9 protein-coding genes are annotated in these 21,056 nt (G+C 64.7%); 1 reads left to right on the plus strand and 8 read right to left on the minus strand.

Features of this window, described 5'->3' with window-relative positions; translation table 11 throughout:
- Positions 1–206 precede the first annotated feature (206 nt).
- The gene (locus FNZ07_RS06245) at positions 207–929 is read left to right on the plus strand and encodes a sulfite exporter TauE/SafE family protein (RefSeq protein WP_091012576.1); all 723 of its coding nucleotides are present in this window, start codon (positions 207–209) and stop codon (positions 927–929) included.
- A 54-nt stretch (positions 930–983) separates the two neighbouring features.
- Here the strand turns inward: FNZ07_RS06245 and FNZ07_RS06250 are convergent, their stop codons facing one another.
- The 8 genes from FNZ07_RS06250 to FNZ07_RS06285 form a co-directional block, all read right to left on the minus strand.
- The gene (locus FNZ07_RS06250) at positions 984–2,444 is read right to left on the minus strand and encodes a dipeptidase (protein ID WP_245811491.1); all 1,461 of its coding nucleotides are present in this window, start codon (positions 2,442–2,444) and stop codon (positions 984–986) included.
- 29 nt (positions 2,445–2,473) lie between these two features.
- Positions 2,474–5,329 (minus strand): malto-oligosyltrehalose synthase, encoded by a 2,856-nt coding sequence (gene treY, locus FNZ07_RS06255; protein ID WP_091012579.1) that lies wholly within the window; start codon positions 5,327–5,329, stop codon positions 2,474–2,476.
- Positions 5,326–7,521, minus strand: coding sequence for a 4-alpha-glucanotransferase (malQ, locus tag FNZ07_RS06260; RefSeq protein ID WP_091012581.1), 2,196 nt, complete (start codon positions 7,519–7,521; stop codon positions 5,326–5,328). The genes treY and malQ overlap by 4 nt, the downstream gene beginning before the upstream one ends.
- Positions 7,518–9,422 (minus strand): malto-oligosyltrehalose trehalohydrolase, encoded by a 1,905-nt coding sequence (gene treZ / locus FNZ07_RS06265; protein ID WP_091012583.1) that lies wholly within the window; start codon positions 9,420–9,422, stop codon positions 7,518–7,520. The genes malQ and treZ overlap by 4 nt, the downstream gene beginning before the upstream one ends.
- 35 nt (positions 9,423–9,457) lie before the next feature.
- Positions 9,458–11,722, minus strand: a complete 2,265-nt coding sequence (gene glgX / locus FNZ07_RS06270) for a glycogen debranching protein GlgX (RefSeq protein ID WP_091012587.1) — start codon at positions 11,720–11,722, stop codon at positions 9,458–9,460.
- Positions 11,723–11,817: 95 nt separating this feature from the next.
- On the minus strand, positions 11,818–14,043 hold the full coding sequence (gene glgB, locus FNZ07_RS06275; protein WP_091012589.1) for a 1,4-alpha-glucan branching protein GlgB: 2,226 nt from the start codon (positions 14,041–14,043) through the stop codon (positions 11,818–11,820).
- Complete coding sequence (gene treS / locus FNZ07_RS06280; protein ID WP_091012592.1) at positions 14,036–17,518, minus strand: maltose alpha-D-glucosyltransferase; 3,483 nt, start codon at positions 17,516–17,518, stop codon at positions 14,036–14,038. Before treS ends, glgB begins: the two co-directional genes overlap by 8 nt.
- Positions 17,515–21,003 (minus strand): maltotransferase domain-containing protein, encoded by a 3,489-nt coding sequence (locus tag FNZ07_RS06285; protein ID WP_091012594.1) that lies wholly within the window; start codon positions 21,001–21,003, stop codon positions 17,515–17,517. The genes treS and FNZ07_RS06285 overlap by 4 nt, the downstream gene beginning before the upstream one ends.
- Positions 21,004–21,056: the final 53 nt, after the last annotated feature.

A 21,056-nucleotide genomic window follows, 5' to 3' on the forward strand; every position in this document is an offset into this window, starting at 1 on the left:
ATAGATTGCCAGGTTGCCTTGAAGCGCGTGCACATGGATGCCGAGCTTCTTGGGCTCTGCGCGTTTGCAGTTTGCACGTTCGATGACAACTCGCCGGGAATCGGGAATACTTTCGCGGGCATCGCCTGCGCCTTCATTGCGGAATTGTGGATCTGGTCTGAACTCAGGCGCTAGTTCAATGGTTTGTGAGGATCTTCAGGGACGACATGGAATACCTCCTCGTACTCAGCGTCGGTCTCGTCGCCGGCGTGTTGAGCGGTGTGATCGGCACCGGCTCGTCGATGCTGCTGATGCCCGTCCTCGTCATGTCCTTTGGCCCGCAACAAGCGGTGCCGATCATGGCGATTGCCGCGATCATGGGCAATCTCGGCAAGGTGCTCGCGTGGTGGCGCGAGATCGACTGGCGCGTCTGCGGGGCCTATTGCGCGACTGCGGTACCGGGCGCCGCGCTCGGAGTCCGCACGCTGCTCGCGCTACCGCCGCATGCGGTGGAACTGGCGCTTGGCGTGTTCTTCGTCGCGATGGTGCCGACACGGCGCTGGCTCGCGCGTCGCGAGGTTCGTTTCACGCTGCTGCAACTTGCGTTGATTGGCGGTGTGGTGGGTTTTCTGACGGGCATCGTTGTGTCGACGGGGCCGATTACCGTGCCCGTGTTCATGTCGTATGGTCTTGTTAAAGGCGCGTTTCTTGCCACCGAGGCCGCGGGTTCGGTCGCTGTGTATGTCGCCAAGGTTGCTGTTTTCCGCCACTTTGGCGCGTTGCCGCCGAGCGTTGTGTTCAGCGGTTTGATCATTGGATCTGCGTTGATGGCGGGGTCGTTTGCGGCGCGGCACATCGTGCTGCGGATGAGTCCGAAGACGTTCCGGCTCGTGGTCGATGGGTTGATGCTGTCGTCGGGGTTGTCGTTGTTGTGGGCGGCGGGGCGGTAGTGCCGTACGCACGGTGCGGTGACCCTGTTCATCGCGATACCAGTAGCGGCACGCCTACCCCACACTCGCCTCAAACACCCGCCGATAATTACCACCCAGTATCATCCCGACCTCGCCGGCGCTGAAGCCCGTGCCGATCAACGCATTGGCCAGCGCAGGCAACTGCTGGTAGCGCCGGAACACCGGCGGCGAGATGAAGCCGTACAGGTCGGTGCCGAGCCCGACATGCTCGACGCCGACAACGTCGGCCATCCGTTTCATGCCTTCCGCCATACCCTGCAAATCGTGGAAGCTACCCGAACTCGGCCAGACCCCGATCACACCTCCGGTGTCGGCAATGGCCCGCGCATGATCGGGTGAAATCAACCGGCTGTAGGTCGAGGGATGCGTCGACAGCGCAGTGTGCGATAGCACCAGCGGCTTCGTAGTCGTTGCGGCCGCGCGTTTGACGAGATCGTAGGTGCCGTGCGCCACGTCGACCACAATGCCAAGCGCGTTGCAACGTCGCACGACGTCCGCGCCAAAATCAGTCAGTCCGTCGTGTACGGGTGGCGCAGTCTGGATGTCGCCGAGTTCGTTGACCCGGTAGTGTGTGAGCTGCAGATGGCGCAACCGGTGCGCGGTGTACACCTCATCGACCCGTTCCACACGTCCCCCGAGAAAATCCGCGCCTTCGGCCGCAACGATCACACACGGCCCCGTCTTGCCGAGCGCGGCAAGCGAAGCCGTGTCGGTCACGACCTGCAGCTGTTCCCGTTCGATCAGTTCGTCGACGCGCTTGAATGAAGCTTGTCCAAGTGCATACAGCTCGCCGGGTTGCGGTTCGCGCCATGCTTCGAAGCGGCGCCGGTCGGCGGAGATGCGGGTGGCCGTGGTATCGGCGACGATCGCGAGGCAGATGACGTTCATCCCGCCTGCGCGCATCGGCGCGGCGACCGGCAAGAACGGGCGATTCACGCCGATCGCGGGGTCGCGCGAGACGGTGACGTGGCCGGAGTGGCTGTGCATGTCGATGGTCAACGTCGACGCGGTGCGCCAGGCATTTGAGGCGTCGTCGGTCGGTGCGCTGGCAGGTTCGGCGGTGTGGTCGGTAGCGTCGGTGTAGCTCGCAAAGCGGCCGGGCGCGCATGCCGCGAGTCCGAGCGCGGCACCCGACGCAAGAAACGCGCGACGGCTCAGCGTGATGGTCGTAACGGCGGCCGGCGCAGCATCGACCAGTTGATAGCGCCAGCCTGCGGGATCGTCGGTCAGAACCCGCAGGTGGCCACGTATCGCGACGGCCTGCGCCCGCACCGGCACTAACTGCGTGGCGAACACCTCGACGCACGCACGCGGATCGGCGGGGACGCAACCGCCGCAGCACGGCACGTCGCGCGTCAATAGAAAGTAGTCGGCCTCGGTCGCAACATCGAGCGGTAGCATCCATCCGGACAGTTCGATGGTGGTGCCATCGAACGCGTCGGCCGCGCCGCTGCTCAACGCTTGCCAGTCCGGCAGCATCGTTTCTTTCGTCATTGTCAGTTTCCGAAGAGGCGACAGCGGCGCTACGTACGCGGCACACCATCTTCGACGAGTATAGCCACCGGCATCGCCGCAAGCACATCGCGCAGATACAACAGACCCGTGTCGTCGGCTTTTGGCGCAGCGGGGCTCAGACAATCGAACAACGCGCGCGAGGCGAGATCGCGAGGCAACACCACCGCGGTGTCACCCCATGCGTTACTGTCGACCCACGGCGTATCGCCAGCGGAATCGAGCAGTGACATGGCGAGCCGTGTCGCGACGACAACAGCCCACGCATTGCCGTGCCGCCGCGCGAACGCGATTGCATGTTCGGCATGCGCGCCTTGCACATCGAGCGGCAGATAGGTACCGTCGCTCAACAACGCGGGCAGATGAGTGCGCAACGCGAGGCCGCGCTGCACGATCGCGAGTTTCACGCGGCCGCTGCGCCAGTCGGCGAGATGCGCCGAGGGTGGCATATCGATGGACCCAGCGAGCCACGCATGACGTTGTGCGAAATCGACCGGCCTGCGGTTGTCCGGATCGACGAGGCTGAAGTCCCACAGTTCGGTGCCCTGATACAGATCGGGCACGCCTGGCGATGTCAGCCGCAGCACGGTCTGCTGCAAGCTGTTGATCGCCCCCGCGCGCGCCACGCGCACGACGAGCTCCGACAACTCATGCAGGAATCCGTCGCGCCGCTGCGGCGCGAGGATATCGAACAGAAAGTCGCGGCAGGCGTTCTCATATGCGCCATCCTGCATGCGCCATCCGGTGCGCAGCTTGGCTTCGCGCAGCGCCTTCAATTGCCATTGGGCGACGCGTTGCGCAAGCGCCTCGACGCCGGCTACGTCGTCGGGTGCGAGATCGAGCGGCCAGGAGCCCACCAGTGTTTGATAAAGCACCGCTTCCGCGGCAGGACCCGGCGCCCAGTAATCGCCCTCGTTACCCGACGCGATATGCGCATCCGGCATCCGCCGATGCGGCGCATTCAGCGTCGACCAGCGCCGCAGCGTCGCGCTCCAGTCGTGTGCGATCTCGCTCAACACCGCGAGCCGCGCGCGCAGGTCCTCACCGCGCTTGTGATCGTGCGTCGCGGTAGCCAGCAGCGCGTGCGGAAAGCGCCGCGCACGTGCGAGGTTGGCCGAATGAAACTGCTCGACCGTCAGCGCGAATTCGCCGGGATCGGAGCCAACCTCGTTGCGCGACAGCAGACGGCCATAGCGGTAGCCCGCGGTATCTTCGATTGCTTTAGCTGCGACGGGCGCGGTGAGTTGAGCGAACACTGTCTGGGCCGTGCGGCGCGAGATGATCGCGTGACTGTTCTGCGTGGCACCGCTGTCATCGCCATCCAGAGCGGTTCGACCAAGCCATGTATCGACATGCTCGAGCACCGCGTGATCGGCCAGCGGCAGCACGCGCTTCGCCGCATCGAGCGCCGCATCGAACCATACGTTGTCGGTTTCGCTACGTACACCGTTCTGCGGATAGATCCGGTACACCAGAAAATGCGCGACCAGTTCCGCCACCACGCGCCGGATCGCGGTGAACGTGAAGTCGCGCGTGGTTGTGCTTTCGCGCGCGATGCGGTGCAACGCGCGGGCAGCACGATCCAGTTCCGCCGAGAGGTTCTCCACGAGAATCTTGCGTCGCGCGGCAAGCGCTTCGTCGGCGAATACCGCGCTGCGTCCGCTCAGTTCCGCCCACGTTGCCGCAAGCGGTTCGGCGCCGGCAGGATCGTGCAACAGCGCGCCCACGTCGTTCATGAAGTCGTAGCCGGTCGTGCCATCGACGGGCCAGTCCTCGCGTAGCGTTTCGTCGCGTGCGAGAATCTTCTCGACCACGAGGTAAGGCGCATCGCTACGCAGCTCCATGAGCCGCTGACGCAGCCGCTGACAATATTCGCGCGGTTCGGCAAGCCCGTCGATATGATCGATCCGCACACCGTCGATCGTGCCTTCCGCGTACAGCCGGAATATCAGTGCATGCACCGCTTCGAATACTTCGGAGCGTTCGACGCGCAACCCGCCAAGCGCACCGATATCGAAGAAGCGCCGCCAGTTCACCTCGTCGGATGCGGTGCGCCACCACGCGAGCCGGAAATGCTGACGTTCGAGCAGACGATGCAGACGGTCGTGCGCTGCCAGTGCGTTGGGGGAGTCGGTGGCTTCTCCGCTAGCCGGAGCGTACGTTTGCAATGCTGCATCGATCGCTGCCGTGCCGTGTTGCGCCGCGTATTCGCGCAATACATCGCGTGCCGCGGCGGCGCGTGGATGATCGGCGGGTTGCGTGGTGAGCCCAGCGAAGCGTTCGGCCAGCGCATTCAAATCCGCATGATTCGCGGCCTGGAGGATCGACGGGTAATCGACTGGGCACACGGGGCAAATATGTTCGCCGTAGCCGATGACAAATCGCCCACTGTCCGCCGCAAAGCGCAGCACGATGTTGCCCGCATTCAGTTCGTCGCCATACGACCCGCCGAGAAACGGCATCAGCACCTTGCCGCGCAGCGCAGGATCGGGCGAGTGCCAGTCGACATCGAAATGCCGCGCATACGCGCTGTGCCGTCCCCATTCGAGAATATCGAGCCACCATGCGTTGTGTGCGCCGCCCACGCCCATATGATTCGGCACGACGTCGACGATCAGTCCCATGCCGCGGGCATGCAGTGCGTCGGCGAGCCGCTTGAGCGCCGCTTCGCCGCCGCATTCCTCGCTGACCCGGCTGTAGTCGATGGTGTCGTAGCCATGCAGCGAGCCAGGTTGCGCAGTCGTGATGGGCGACGCGTACAGGTGGCTCACACCGAGCATGGCGAAATAGTCGAGCTGAGCGAGCGCGTCGCCGAACGTGAAGTCCCGGTGGAACTGGAGCCTGAGTGTGGAGCGCGGGGCAGTCATGGTGTATCGGACTGCGTGGGAGCGGAAGCGGACGCGGGTGCAGAAGCGCGACGCGCGCGATCGACCGCCAGCAGCCGGTCGCAGAATGTCGGGTCCGTGAAGAGTTCGTCGATCGGCAACACCAGACGACGTCGCCAGTTCGGATGCTCGTCGATCGAACCCGGCAGGTTCGGTTGATCGGTCAGTGCCAGCAGATCTTCGAGCGGATACGCGACGAGCGGCGCAGGCGTGGCCGCGACGAACGCAAGCGCTTCGTCGACGGGCGCGTTGTCCTGCGATGGCGCGGGCACGTCGTGCGCGGCGACGCCGGCTTGCTGGAACGCGCGCCACAACGCATCGCGCTGGGCTGCGCGTTCGTCGAGCGCGAGCTGCACCGGGTCGCGACCGTCCGCGCGCGGCAGCGTCTGGCCGATGCGATTGCGCCACGCGATATCTTCGCCGCGCCACCAGCCGGTGACAGTCGGCAGGTCGTGCGTCGTCGTCGTCGCGATCGCGTTTGCGTCCCACGTGTGCGGTGCCTTGAAGCCGGCGCCACCGTCGGTGCATTCGAACCACATCACACGGATGCCGGCGAGGCCGTGATCGGTGAGCCGCTCGCGAAAGCCCGACGGTACCGTACCCAGGTCCTCGCCGATCACGATCGCGCGATGCCGCCACGATTCGAGCGCGATCAGACGCAGCAGGTCGTCGAGCGGATAGCGTAGATAGGCGCCGTCTTTTGCATGCGCACCTTCGGGCACGAGCCACAGTCGTCGCAAGCCGAGGATGTGATCGATGCGAATACCGCCCGCATGCGCGAACGCGGCGCGCAGCATGTCGATGAACGCGGTGAAGCCCTGGTTGCGCATCGCGCGCGGCGAAAACGTTGTCAGGCCCCATGCCTGGCCGGCCTGGTTGAACAGATCGGGCGGCGCGCCAACCGACACGCGTTGCAGCATGTCGTCGCGATACGACCATGCGTGGCTACCGCCGCTATCGCAACCGACGGCGAGATCGGCAATCAAGCCGACCGCCATGCCGGCGTCGCGCGCGGCGTGCTGGGCATGCGATAACCCCTTGGCCGCGAGCCATTGCAGGAATAGATGAAACTCGACTTCGTGGCGATGCGCCTGCGCGAACGCTTCTACCTCTGCGCTGCGTGGGTCCTGTAGCGCGTCGGGCCAGTCGCGCCAGTAGCCCGAGCCGTTTTCCTGCGCCAGTTGATGCGCGTGCAGCGCTTCGAAGCGCGCGTGATCTTCGAGCGCGCGGCCGCCGCGTTCGCAGAAGCCGTGAAATTCGAGCGCGCGTGGACTCGGCGGCGTGCGCTCGTGTTCACAGAAACGCTCGAATAGCGCGCGCAATACCCTGAGCTTGAGCGGCACCGCCTGCGGCCAGTCGATCAACGGTAGCTGTTCGAGTGTCTGCCACGCGTCGGCGGCGTGCGTGGACTCGAGCGCCGCGCGTGCGAGATCGGCGCCGAACACCGCAGCGGGATCGATGTGTGCAACGTTCACCCAGAGCCGCGACGACGGCGAATATGGACTGAAGTTCTGCGGCGCCGCGCTGAACATCGCATGCGTCGGGCTGACCGCAAGCGCATGCGCGCCATGTTTCGCACTATCGATCGCAACGGAGGCCAGCGCCGAATAGTCGCCGATGCCGCCATCGCCGCTGCGCCGCAATCCATATAACTGCGCGCCGATGCCCCACAACGGCGGCGGCTGCGAACCCGCGCCATGCAGCGTCTGCCACGCATCGGCGACGGTGTAGCAGCGCGGCGGTGCAACAGCGAGCGTGATGCGTTGTTCGTTGATGACGAGCGTGTGATAACCGGCTTCGCCGATCGGCGACAACAGCGCAATCTCACCCTTCGGCGCAGTAAAGCGACCATCGATCACCGCGCCGCTTTCCAGCTCGATCCGATAGCGGCTGCCCGAGCGAATCGACGATGCGGGCAGCGCGATGCCGCGCTCGCATTCGGCGGTCAGCAGCGGCGGCAGCCTGCGGCCGGACTGTTCGCTGTCGATCAACGCCGTGCTGTGCCGCATCTGCGCGGCCGTGCCGCACGACAGACCGAGACATTCGAGCAGCAACGCGAGCGTTGCGTCGGGCACGCGCTGCGTGGTTCCGTGCGCATCGAACCATTCGACCTCGAAGCCCGCGCGTGCCGCGAGACTGTCGATCGTATCGGTAGGGCGTCGGGTGGCGGTCATGCGCGTTGCTCCGGATGCGCGAACTTGCGCGCGTCGTGACGCAACGCGTATTCGCCGACGTCGCCGGTCAGCCACGCGATGCACGCGTACGCCGGCAGTTCGTGCGCGTCGGCGCGCTCGCGTGCGCGGGGCGGCGTTTCGAAGATGACCTTGCCGTCGGGTTTGGCGTCTACCGGTAGCAGCACGGCGTCTTGCGCGAGGTTCAACGCAATCGACAGCGTTTGCCCATCGCCGAGCCGCCAGCGTGCGACCAGTGCATCCGCGTCGGTACCGTCCTTTGAGGCGAGCACGCGTGCGCCCAGTGCGCGCGCATGCGCGAGTCGCGGTGCAATCAGTTTTGCGCGCACCGTTAGCGCCGATTTATAGAAGTGCATCCAGCTACGCCGTTCGTCTACGTCCGGCGTATCGCGCGGTGAAGATGCAGCAAACGTGCGTGGATCGTTCGGATCGGGAATCTGTGCGCGGCGGCTTTCGTCGCTGAACGCGGGGAAGCGCGCGAACTCGCGACGACGTCCCTCACGCACCGCTTCGGCGAGGTCGCCGGTGTAGTCGGTGAAAAACAGGAACGGCTGCTGCGAACCGTACTCTTCATCCATAAAGAGCATCGGGATTTGCGGCGACAGCAGCAACAGCGCGGTGGCCGCGCGCAGCGCATCGTCGGAACACAGCGTGCGCAGCCGTTCACCGAACGCGCGGTTGCCGATCTGATCGTGGTTTTGCAGAAACATCACAAATGAAGTGGACGGCAAGTGCGCGCTCGGTTCACCGCGCGGTGCGCCGTCGTGAATCGGCGAGCCTTCGCCCTGATACGCAAACCCCTCGCCGAGTACGCGCGCGAGCTTGCGAATCGGCTGCTCGGCATACGCGCGATAGTAGCCGTCGTGTTCGCCCGTCAGCAGCACATGCAGCGAGTTGTGCGCATCGTCGTTCCACTGTGCGTCGAAATCGGTGTCGAGCAGGCTCGCCGTGTTGCGCTCGTTCTCGAGCACGAGGTAGATGTGCCGGCCGTGCTGCATCCTCGCGCGGATGTGCTCTGATAGTTCGCGCAACCAGTCGTCGTTGGCGATCGCATGGACCGCATCGATACGCAAACCGTCGAAGCGATATTCGTTGAGCCAGTAGAGCGCGTTGTCAAAGAAGAACTCGCGCACTTCGGTCCGCGAAAAATCGATGGCCTGACCCCACGGCGTGTGCGTGCCGTCGCGAAAGAACGGCTTCGCATACTGGTTCAGATAGTTGCCGTCCGGGCCGAAGTGGTTGTACACGACGTCGAGCAATACCGCGAGGCCGAGGCCATGCGCGGTGTCGATCAACGCTTTCAGTTCGTCGGGGCGGCCGTAAGCGGAGTCGGGCGCATACGGCAGTACGCCGTCGTAGCCCCAGTTGTGCGCGCCCGGAAAGTCGTTGAGCGGCATCAGTTCGATGGCGGTGACGCCGAGTTCCACGAGCGCGGGCAACCGTTTCATCACGCCCGCATAACCGCCGAGCGCGCCCACATGCAGTTCGTACAGCACCGCCTCTTCCCACGGTCTGCCATGCCAGCGTGTGTGCTGCCACACGTACGCGCGCGGATCGATCACTTCGCTTGGGCCATGCACGTCCTGCGGCTGGAAGCGCGACGCGGGGTCGGGCACCGCGAGACCGCTATCGAGCTGGTACCGGTACAGCGTGCCCGCGCCGCAGGCGGCTTCGGCCTCGAACCAGCCGTTACCGGTCGGCGTCATGTCGAGCGCGCCCTGCTGCGGACCGCTTTCGATCGTCACCTGCACCGCGTTGCACGACGGCGCCCAGAAGCGAAACCGCGTGCGCGGTTTTGCACTCGCCGCGCCGACCAGTTGTGCGCCGAACGGCAGGCAATGCGCATGATGATGCGCGTGAGGATCGATCGGATGGTCGGACATGATTCGTAACCCTTCGGTTGAATGCCACCGCATCGTCAAGCTTGCGGCGGATCTTCGTCGCTTTCGTCAACTTCGTCGATTCCGCTGACTTCATCCAGTGTCGTACTGTCCACGATTCCGGCCGGTTCGACAGTCGGCTCGGCAGGCGGCGTCGCCAGCACGCGTTCGGCGGCGCGCCATGCGGCGAACCAGTCCGCTGTGCCTGTCGGTTGTGCGGCCAGCAGCGCGAAACCATGCGCTTCGATCGACAACTGAGGCGTGGCGAGCGCATACGGTGCCACTTCGGACTGTGCCGTATCGAGCAGCACGTGCCATTCCAGCTGCGGCGCGGGCGGCGTGAACTGCAGCGTATTGGCCGACGCGTTCAGCATCATCAACAATACTTCCGTTTCTCCATCGCGTCCCGGACCGGCGCGGCGCAATGTCAGCGCGCGTCCTTCGGGGTCCTGCCACGCTTCGGTGGAGAGCGGTTCGCCGCGTTCGTCGAACCAGCCGATGTCATGTACTCCCGGCAGCACCTCGCGGTCGCCGAACAGGAAGCGGGTTTCGCGCAGCAGCGGATGTTGCTTGCGCAATGCGATCAGCCGCGCGACGAAGGCAGTCATGCGTCGCCCGTCGTCGGTCGCTGCACGCTCCCAGTCGATCCACGAAATATCGTTATCCTGGCAGTACGCGTTGTTGTTGCCTTGCTGCGTGCGACCGCTTTCGTCGCCGGCCAGCAGCATGGGCGTGCCGAGTGAGACGAACAGCGTGGCCAGCAGCGAACGCGCGACACGGGCACGCGTGGCGACGATTGCCGGATCGTCGCTCGGACCTTCAGCACCCCAGTTCGAACTGCAATTCTCGTTGTGGCCGTCGTTGTTGTTCTCGCCGTTGATCTCGTTGTGTTTCTGCTCGTACGACACGAGATCGGCGAGCGTGTAGCCGTCGTGCGAGGCGACGTAGTTCACGGACGCCCATGGCTTGCGATGACGCCGGTTGAACAGATCCGCGGATCCTGTCAGACGAGCTGCCAGATCGGGCCGCAACCCTGCATCGCCGCGCCAGAAGCGTCGCACGGTGTCGCGATAGCGATCGTTCCATTCGCCGAAGCCTGGCGGATGGTTGCCGAGTTGATAGCCGCCAGGGCCGATGTCCCACGGCTCGGAGATCAGCTTGCGTTGTGCGAGCACAGGGTCCTGGCGTAACGCGTCGAAGAAACCCGAACCCGGATCGAAACCTGTGTGCTCGCGACCAAGCGTCACACCGAGATCGAAACGGAAACCATCGATGTTGAACGCCGTGGCCCAGTAACGCAGCGAGTCGGTGATCATCTGCAGCACGCGCGGATGAGGCACGTTCAACGTGTTGCCGCAGCCGGTATCGTTGATGTGGTGCCGCTCGTCGCCGGGTATCAGCCGGTAGTAGCTCGCGTTGTCGAGGCCGCGCCACGAGATGGTCGGTCCCATTTCGCCGCCTTCGCACGTGTGGTTGTACACGACGTCGAGAATCACTTCGATGCCGGCCGCGTGCAACTGACGTATGGCGATGCGCATTTCGTCGAGACGGTGCGTCGACAGGTACGACGGTTCCGGCGCGAAGAACGCAGCCGTGTTGTAGCCCCAGTAGTTGCGCAGGTCGCGCTCGACCAGAAAGCGGTCGTTCAGGAACGCGTGCACGGGCAGCAGTTCGACCGCAGTGACGCCGAGCTTGCGCAGATGATCGATGAAGTCCGGCGACGAGAGCGCGGAGAACGTGCCGCGCTCATGGGCGCGCAGATCGTGCCGCCGCATCGACGTGCCGCGCACATGCGTTTCGTAGATCACGGTTTCGCCCCACGGCACGTTCGGACGCGTGTCGTGCGACCAGTCGAACGCTTCGTCGACGACGACGCACTTCGGCATGGCAGGCGCCGAATCGCGCCGGTCGATCGACAGATCGAGCCGGTTCGAATGCATGCGGTAACCGAACAGCGCGTCGGACCAGCGGAACTGGCCGACCAGCTTGCGTGCGTACGGGTCGAGCAGCAGCTTGTGCGGATTGAAGCGATGGCCATGCTGCGGTTGATACGGGCCGTGAGCGCGAAAGCCGTATACGGTGCCCGGATGCGCGTTCGGCAGATAGCCGTGCCAGACCTCGTCGGTGCACTCGGGCAGCGCGAGTCGCGCGAGCTCCTTGCGGCCGGTCGGGTCGAACAGGCACAACTCGATCTTCTCCGCGTTCGCGGAGAACACGGCGAAGTTCACGCCGAGGCCGTCCCAACTCGCGCCGAGTGGATAAGGCACGCCCGGCGCAAGTCGATCGGGCAAAACGTGCGACATGAATCCCGTTCCGGTTTTTCTCATCAGTTGTTCTGTTCGCCCTGTTGTCATTCACGCGCTGCGACATGCCAGACAGCACGTTGTTCTTCAATCCTTCAATCGGCCCGCAGCACAATAGTCGCGAGCGGCGGCAAGACCAGTGCAGCCGATTGCGGCCTGCCGTGACTTGCAATGTCCTCCGTGTGAATCAACCCGCCATTGCCGACGTTCGAGCCGCCGTAGAAGCTCGCATCGGTGTTCAGCACCTCGACCCAGCGTCCCGCGCGCGGCATGCCGAGCCGATAGCCGATGCGTGGCACCGGTGTGAAGTTGCTGATCGCGATGACTTCGCGCCCACGCCCGTCGGTGCGACGAAACGCGAACACGCTGTTGTCGGCGTCGTCGCCGATCAGCCAGCCGAAGCCGGCAGGATCACTATCGAGCGCATGCAGCGCCGGTTCTTCCGCATATAGCCGGTTCAGGTCGCGCACGAGTTTCTGCACACCGTGATGGAGCGGATCGTCAAGCAGATGCCAGTGCGGCGAGGCGTCGTGATCGAACTCCGCCATCTGGGCGAATTCGCCGCCCATGAACATCAGCTTCTTGCCCGGATGTGCCCACATGAACCCGAAATACGCACGCAGATTCGCGAAGCGCTGCCAGCGGTCGCCGGGCATCTTGCCGAGCAGCGAGCCTTTGCCGTGTACGACTTCGTCGTGTGAAAGCGGCAACACGAAGCGTTCGGAATACGCGTACACCATGCCGAACGTCATGTTGTGATGATGGTAGCGGCGATGGATCGGATCTTCGTGCAGGTAGTGCAGCGTGTCGTGCATCCAGCCCATGTTCCACTTGAACTGGAAGCCGAGGCCGCCGTCCTCGATGCGCGCGGTCACACCGGGCCACGCAGTCGATTCCTCGGCGATCGTGATCGCACCACGCACCTCTGGCACATAAGCGACCTCATGATTCAGCCGCTTAAGAAACGCAATCGATTCGAGATTCTCGCGGCCGCCGTAGATATTCGGCACCCACTCGCCGGCCGCACGCGAATAGTCGCGATACAACATCGAGGCCACCGCGTCGACACGCAGTCCATCGACGTGATAGCGCCTCAGCCACGCCAACGCCGAAGCGATCAGAAATGCGCTCACCTCGTTGCGGCCGAGGTTGTAGATCATCGTGTTCCAGTCCGGGTGATAACCCTCGCGCGGATCGGTGTGCTCGTAAAGCGGCGTACCGTCGAACTCGACCAGACCGTGCGCATCGTTGGGAAAATGCGCGGGCACCCAGTCGAGGATCACGCCGAGCCCCGCTTCGTGCGCGCGATCGACAAAATGCGCGAAGCGCTGCGGCGCGCCGAAACGCGCGGACGGCGCGAACTGCGACAGCGGCTGATAACCCCACGAACCGCCGAACGGATGCTCGGCGATCGGCATGAACTCGACATGGGTGAAACCCATTTCCTTCACATAGGGAATCAGCCGGTCTGCGAGTTCGTCCCAGTCGAGATTGCGCTGGCCGCCTTCATCGACGCGTAGCCACGACTCCGCGTGGACTTCGTAGATCGACAACGGTTGGTTTTCGGTCTGGCGCTCGCCACGCGATTGCATCCACACGCTATCGGTCCACGCGAAACGTTCGATCGCATCGACATCCGCCACCACCGATGCAGTCGCGGGTGGCCGTTCGGTCTGCATCGCACACGGATCTGCCTTCAGTGGTAACGCATGGCCGTCGCGCGCGAGGATCTCGTACTTGTAGCGCGCACCCGCACCGATGCGCGGTACGAACAGCTCCCACACACCGGCCTCGTGACGAACGCGCATCGGATGACGTCGTCCGTCCCAGGCATTGAAATCGCCCACCACCGACACACGTCGCGCATTCGGTGCCCATACCGCGAAGCGCACGCCGGGCACACCGTCGACAACGAGCGGTCGCGAGCCCAGACATTCGAGCACCGCATACGGATCGCCCTGTGCGACACGCCGCAATGGTTCGTCAGGCAGCACTGGCGGAAATGCATAAGCGTCTTCGACCTCCTGCACCGTGCCATGCCAGTCGATACGCAGCTTGTACGGCACATCGCTTTCGATCACGCCGGCAAAGAGACCGCCAGGATGCAGCGACTGCAACTCGCCGAGCAGTTTGCCGTCATCGCGCGCGACGACGCTCACACCTGCCGCATTCGGCAGCAGCGCGCGCACTACGACAGTGCCCGCTTCTGTGCGATGCGGCCCGAGCTGTGCAAACGGATCGGGGTGGCGCGCTTCGACGAGTGCGTCGATGTCGATGGCAGGCAGACCTGCTGCAGTCTGTCGATCGTTATGGTCAGTCATGGTCGCCTTCGGACACGGATGGTGCCGCATCGGGTGCATGCAGGGGCTCGCCGAGCAGGCGGCTTGCCAGTGCCGCGAGTCCGCGCACCGGTAAGCCGATCCAGGTCGGCCGGTTGGCCGCTTCGTAGCGGATTTCGTAGGCCGCTTTCTCGATCAGGAACAGATCGAGCAGCGCTTGCTCGCTCGTCGCGGCGACTAGCGGCTGCGCGGCTGCTGCGACGGCGATGCGGTATTCGTCGAGAAAACGTTCGGCGGCACTGGCGCGGAAGCGCTCGAACAGCGCGCGCTTGCGCTCGGCGGTCTGTTGCGGCGCGCTTTCCGTGGTCGATTGCGCGGCGGCGCTTGCATACGACAGCGAGCGCAACAGCCCGGCCACGTCGCGCAACGGGCTCGACTTCATACGCCGCTCGGCAAGCGTGCGGGCTGGCTCGCCCTCGAAGTCGATCAGGAACGCATCGCCCTGCGCGACCAGCACCTGGCCCAGATGAAAGTCGCCGTGGATGCGTGTGCGTAACGCGCCCGCATCGGCGCTCACCAGACGCCCGACCGCGTCGCTCAGTGCGGCACGGCGATCGAGCAGGGCGCGCGCGAGATCGAGCGTGTCGTCGTTCAGGTGGTTGAGCTGTCTTGCGAGCACGTCGAGCGCCGAAGCGAGCATCGACTGTGTACCGTCGATCCACGCGCGGATCTGCGCGGCATCCGCGGGCTCGGGCGCGAACGCGGGGTCGTCGCACGGCGACGCGAGTGCGACGTGCAGTTCGCCGAGCCGTTTGCCGATGACACCGGCCAGCGCACTGTAGCCGGCTGTCGCGTCCTCTTCGTCGTGCGTGCGATCCGGCGCCTGGTCGTGCGAATCGCCGACGTGCGCGAGTTCGTCGATCGCGCGGCGCAGATAGTCGAGCGCCCAGTTCCACGCATCGCCCTGGTTGTCGATGAAGCCTTGCAGGATGGCAAGCGTGTGCGGTACACCGGCCGGATCGACACGTACCACTTCGCCGTAGAGCGGCGCGGTGTTCGCGTAGCCGAGCTGGGTCAGATAGCGGCTCATCTCCGCTTCGGGATGCACACCGTCCAGCAGCCGCCGCACAAGCTTCAGCACGGCGACGTCGGCGATCACGAGCGAGCTGTTGCTTTGCTCGGCCGCGAGCCAGCGAATCTCGGGTCGCTCTTCGAGCGTGAGTTCATCGAAGCGGTCGGTCGGTACAAAGCAGATTTCGCTTTTCTGCACGGTCGGCACAACCGCGCGCTCGCGCAATTTGCGCAGCACGCCATGCGCGAACAGCGGCAGCGAGAACGCATCGGTCAGGTGACCAATCGTACGGTTGCGGCGCACGCGAGCAAGCGCGAGCTGCATGAAGAGCGGCGTCGTAGTATCGGCGCCCCACGAGATCGCGATCGGCACGACATAGCGCTCGGTGTGATCGCCGACGTCCGCCTCGATCTCGGTGAATGCGAAGCCGCCGTTCGGAATGGTTGTGAGCGCGGCAAGGCGCACGGCGTTCAGCTTCTGGTCCTTCGATGCAAACCAGCGGCGCCGGCTCAACCACGAAGGCAGTACCTCGGATTCGAGCAGCCGCACGTTTTCCGGTGTTGGCCCAGCCTGACCTTCGCGGATCACGATGGTGACGAATTCGGGCAGCGGCTCGGAGGCCGGCTGGCTCCACGTGGGCCGCGCGCCGCCTTCGCAGAGCAGGAACCACAGGAAGCCGTACGGCGGGAACGTCAGCAGATAGGTGAGCTGGCCGATCGCGGGGAACACCGAATCTGCGGTCATCTCGATCGGCACCGCGCCGGCGAATTCGGACAGGTCGAGTTCGACCGCCTGCGGCGCGCGCGACAGATTGGCGACACAGAGGATTGGCGCTTCGCCGGGCATTTCGCGCACATACGCGAGAATCTTGCGATTGTCCGGTCGCAGGAAGCGGATGCTGCCGCGCCCAAACGAGTGTTTCGCGCGGCGCGTGGCAAGCATGCGCCGGGTCCAGTTCAGCAGCGAATGCGGATCGCGACTCTGCGCTTCGACATTGACCGCATCGAAGCCGTACAGCGCGCCCATCACCGGCGGCAACACGAGCTGCTCGGGATCGGCGCGCGAGAAACCGCCGTTGCGATCCGACGACCACTGCATCGGCGTACGCACACCGTCGCGGTCGCCGAGGTGGATGTTGTCGCCCATCCCGAGTTCGTCGCCGTAGTAGATGACCGGCGTGCCGGGCATCGACAGCAGCAGCGAGTTGATCAGCTCGATGCGGCGGCGGTCGCGCTCCATCAGCGGGGCGAGCCGGCGGCGGATGCCGAGATTCAGGCGCGCGCGACGGTCGCTTGCATAGGTGTTCCACAGGTAGTCGCGCTCGGAATCGGTGACCATTTCGAGCGTCAGTTCATCGTGATTGCGCAGGAAGATCGCCCACTGGCAGGTGGGTAGCAGATCCGGCGTCTGCTTCATGATGTCGATGATCGGGAAGCGGTCCTCGCTCGCGATCGCCATGTAGATGCGCGGCATTAGCGGAAAGTGGAACGCCATGTGGCATTCGTCTTCGTTGCCGAAATACTCCTGCACGTCTTCCGGCCACTGGTTCGCTTCGGCGAGCAGCATGCGGTTCGGATACTCGGCATCGATTGTCGCGCGGATCTTCTTCAGTACCGCATGTGTTTCCGGCAGGTTCTCGTTGTTCGTGCCTTCGCGTTCGACCAGATACGGCACCGCGTCGAGCCGCAGTCCGTCGATACCCATATCGAGCCAGAAGCGCATCACCTGTAGCACCTCGCGCAGCACGGCGGGGTTGTCGAAGTTCAGATCGGGCTGGTGCGAATAGAAGCGATGCCAGTAGTACGCGCCTGCTACCGGGTCGTAGGTCCAGTTCGACGGCTCGGTATCGATGAAGATGATGCGGGTCTCTTCGTACTTCTTGTCGGTATCGGACCACACGTAGTAGTTGCGGTAATTCGAGCCGGGTTTGGCGCGCCGTGCGCGCTGGAACCACGGATGCTGGTCCGACGTATGGTTGATGACCAGCTCGGTGATCACGCGGATGCCGCGCGCATGCGCTTCCTGGATGAAGTGGCGCACGTCGGCGAGCTGACCGTAGTCCGGATGCACGCCGCGATAGTCGGCGATGTCGTAACCGTCGTCGCGGCGCGGCGACGGATAGAACGGCAGCAGCCAGACCACGTTGACGCCCAGTTCCGCGATGTAGTCGAGCTTCGCGAGCAGACCGGGAAAATCGCCGACGCCGTCGTTGTTCGCATCGAAGAACGACTTTACGTGTACCTGGTAGATGATCGCGTCCTTGTACCAGAGCGGATCGTCGGACAGCGGCGAGGGTTTGCCGCGGCGCGCGGTGCGTGGCTTTGCGTTGCCGCCGGCTGTGCTGCCGTGGGTTGTCGTGCCGACGGCGCTGCCGTTGTCGCTGCCAATGTCGCTGTCGTCATCGGGCAGCCCGACGGAAAGATCGTCGCGTGGTTCGCGGGTCATTGCGCACCTTCGTTCGGAGAGTCGAAGTCCGCGGCGTGCGGGCGAGTGGGTGCACCTGAAGCATCGGGTTCGGCAGGCGGCAGTCCGCCTGCGGGCGCGATGCGCCAGATCGCAAACGGTCGCGCTCCCGGGTCGAGGCGCACGTGTTGCCAGCGGCCATGCCATTCGAAACGTGCGCCGCTGATTTCGTCGGTGACTTCCAGCGCGCCGTGATCGTCCAGCCGCCAGCGCTCGAACGTTGCCTGCGATAGCTCGACGTCCGCACCTTGCTCATTGAACGGATCGAGATTGATTGCGACGACGAGCACGTTGTCGCGCGCTTCGGTGGCTTTTTCGAAGAACAGGATGTGATCGTTATGCGCAGGCAGGAACGTGACGCCGAGATGCGAATGGAGCGCTGGGTTCGCACGACGGATGCGGTTCAGCGCCGTGATGTCGGTGACGATATTGCCGGGCCGGTTCCAGTCCCACGCGCGCAACTGATACTTCTCGGAGTCGAGATATTCCTCGCTGTTGGGTAGTGCGGCGGCTTCGCACAACTCGAAGCCGCTATACACGCCCCATAACCCCGACAACGTGGCGGCCAGCGCCGCGCGGATCTGAAAACCCGCACGCCCCGACGACTGCAGATGCCGCGGGTTGATGTCCGGCGTATTGACGAAGAAGTTCGGCCGGTAGAAGTCGCGCGGCTCGGTCTGCGTGAGTTCGCTCAGGTATTCGATGAAATCGCGCTTCGATTCGCGCCACGTGAAGTACGTGTACGACTGCGAGAAACCGAGCTTTGCGAGGCGGTACATCATGCGCGGCCGCGTGAACGCTTCCGCGAGGAAGATCGTGTCTGGGTAACGCCCACGCACGTCGGCGATCATCCACTCCCAGAATGGCAGCGGCTTCGTATGCGGGTTGTCGACGCGGAAGATGCGTACGCCCGCTTCGATCCAGAACAGGATCACGTCGCGCAACGCGAGCCATAGATCGGGTTTTGCATCGTCGGCGTAGAAATCGGGGTTGACGATGTCCTGATACTTCTTCGGCGGGTTCTCCGCGTAGCGCAGCGTGCCGTCGGGGCGCCACGCGAACCACGTCGGATGCTCTTTCAGCCACGGATGATCGGGCGAACACTGGATCGCGAAGTCGAGCGCGATTTCGAGGCCGTGCTCGCGCGCGGCGCCGAGCAGCGCATGAAAGTCGGCGAGCGTACCGAGTTCCGGATGCACGGCCGTATGCCCGCCTTCGGCACCACCGATCGCATACGGACTGCCGACGTCGCCCGGTTGCGCGGTCAGCGTGTTGTTGCGACCTTTGCGGTTCGCCATACCGATCGGGTGGATCGGCGGGAAATACAGCACGTCGAAGCCCATGTCGCGGATGCGCGGCAGCTTGGCGATCACGTCGGCGAATGTGCCGTGACGCTGCTCGTCGTCGCTCATCGAGCGCGGGAAGATTTCGTACCAGCTGGCAAAGCGGGCGGCGGTGCGTTCGGCGTCGAGCGGGTAGACGACGGGGTCGTGGCTGAGAAACGGCTGGTAGCCGGAAGTGGCGATCAGACGGGCCGTCTCGGGCGCGAACAGGATCTCCTGGCGTCTGGCCGTGTCGGCCTGCGCGAACTGTGCGACGAAGGGGGCGTACTGTGCGGTGGCTGGTCCTCTGTAGGAGGCGGTCAGCAGTGTTTCCCGGTACGCGAGTACCCGTTCGAACAACTGCTTCGCTTCATCGAGTTCGAGATCGACCGGCTGACCCACGTTGAGTTTCTTCTGCACATGGTCGACTAGCGAAGCGAAGTCGTCGCGCCATGCGACTACTCTGAATTCGTGCCGCCCGAGCCGCTCGAGTGGGATGTGCGCGTGCCACATGTCCATGCCGGCGGGTGCCGCGACTGTCATTGGCTCCACGTACCAGCCGGGGCCGCCCACGGCGCGCCAGTGCACCACGGCGGCAATCTTGTCGTGACCTTCGGCGAAAATCGCCGCGCGAATTTCGACGCGTTCGCCAACCACCCGCTTCACCGGGAAACGCCCGCCATCCACCGCGGGCGACACGCTTTCGATCACGACGCGCGGCGCTGTCAGCGCATCGTTCACGGTTTTCTTGCCGCTGTCCTTGCCGCGGCCTGTATCAACGGGCGGTGCGAGCTGCACCGGTGCCTCGGCGATTGCAGCGAATAGCCGACAGGCGCCCGGCGCGAGCGTGAACGCACCGAGCGGCAATGGTGCGTGGCGCGCTGGGGTATCGATGGACTGGAAGCGCGTGAAATTGCCTGGCACGCCGTCGAGAAAGCGAGCGGGCTCGACATGCACCGATGTGGTGAGATCGGGATTGACGACGACGAGGACGGCGTCGCTAGCGCTGCGCAGATCGCGTGTGTCGCCGCGCAGCAGCGCCGCGACAGGGGCGCCTGGGCCGCTCAGCACGCGCAGTTCGCCGGACGCATTGAGCGGCCAGGTGTCGCGTTGCAACGCGTTGGCCGTGGCGATCGTCTTGCACAGATCGAAGCGCGCATGCGCCACGTACTGCGCCGCATGTCCAGGTGACGCAGGCGACGCCGGCGCGGTCAGCGACAGCGGCTCGTCGATACCGTATTCGAAGCCCATCGGCATGAGCCAGCCGGTGCCGGTCGCGACGGCGAGATTTAGCGCGCGGCGATACGCACGCTCGACGAGCGCCACGTCGTCACGGCCGGCGAATTCTGCTGCGAGCCGCGTGTCGTATGGCGCTTCGGGGAAGGCGATAGGCCCGCCGAGCGGCACCAGTGCCGCGTGCTCGTCGGTCATCCATGCAGCGCGGAAGTCCCACCAGCGCACCGACGAAAACACGCTGTCGAAGCCCGCGCCTTCGAGCGCGGCGAGATCGGTACGTGTGAGACCGGGCGTGGCAGCGAGAAAGCGCAGCGCCGGGTACCGCGCGCGGACTGCGGCGCGCAGCCGTTGCCAGACCGCACGCGGCACGCGATGCGGCGAATCGAAACGAAAGCCGCCGAGACCCGCGTCGGCAAGCGCAAGCAGCGTCTGGGTCCACCAGTCGACGAGCGGTGCTTCATTCAGATCGTTGCGCGTGAAGTCGCGCGCGAAGTCGAACAACGCGACGCTGTCATCGCGATGCGCGTGGCGCGGATCGAGGCGCGCTGCCTCGCTGTCGAGCGGCTGGAACCAGTCGGGATGCGCTGCGTACACTGCGCTATCAATGGCGACGCGGTCGACGGCGAGATCGGCGAGCAGCGTCAGGCCGTGGGCGCGAGCCTCGGCGGCGAGTGTGCGTAGACCTTCGGCGGCTGGGCGCTCGGTGGCAAATACGGGGTGCAGCCGCGCGTGATCGGCAGTAACGAACGCATGTCCGGAGCGGCCCGGCTGGAACAGCCCGCCGATCAGCAGATGATCGAACCCGAGCGCCGCCGCGTGGGCGAACTGCGCGGGCCACGCGGCAAGCGGCCCGATGAGGGGAGCGTGGACAAAGTAGATCCGTGGCGCATACGCGTGAGCAGCTTCCATCGATCGTTTCCAGATTCGTCCTGCTGCGGCGTGGATGCACGCGAGGTGCGATC

Origin of the sequence: Paraburkholderia megapolitana (assembly GCF_007556815.1) — a bacterium.
GTDB lineage: Bacteria > Pseudomonadota > Gammaproteobacteria > Burkholderiales > Burkholderiaceae > Paraburkholderia > Paraburkholderia megapolitana.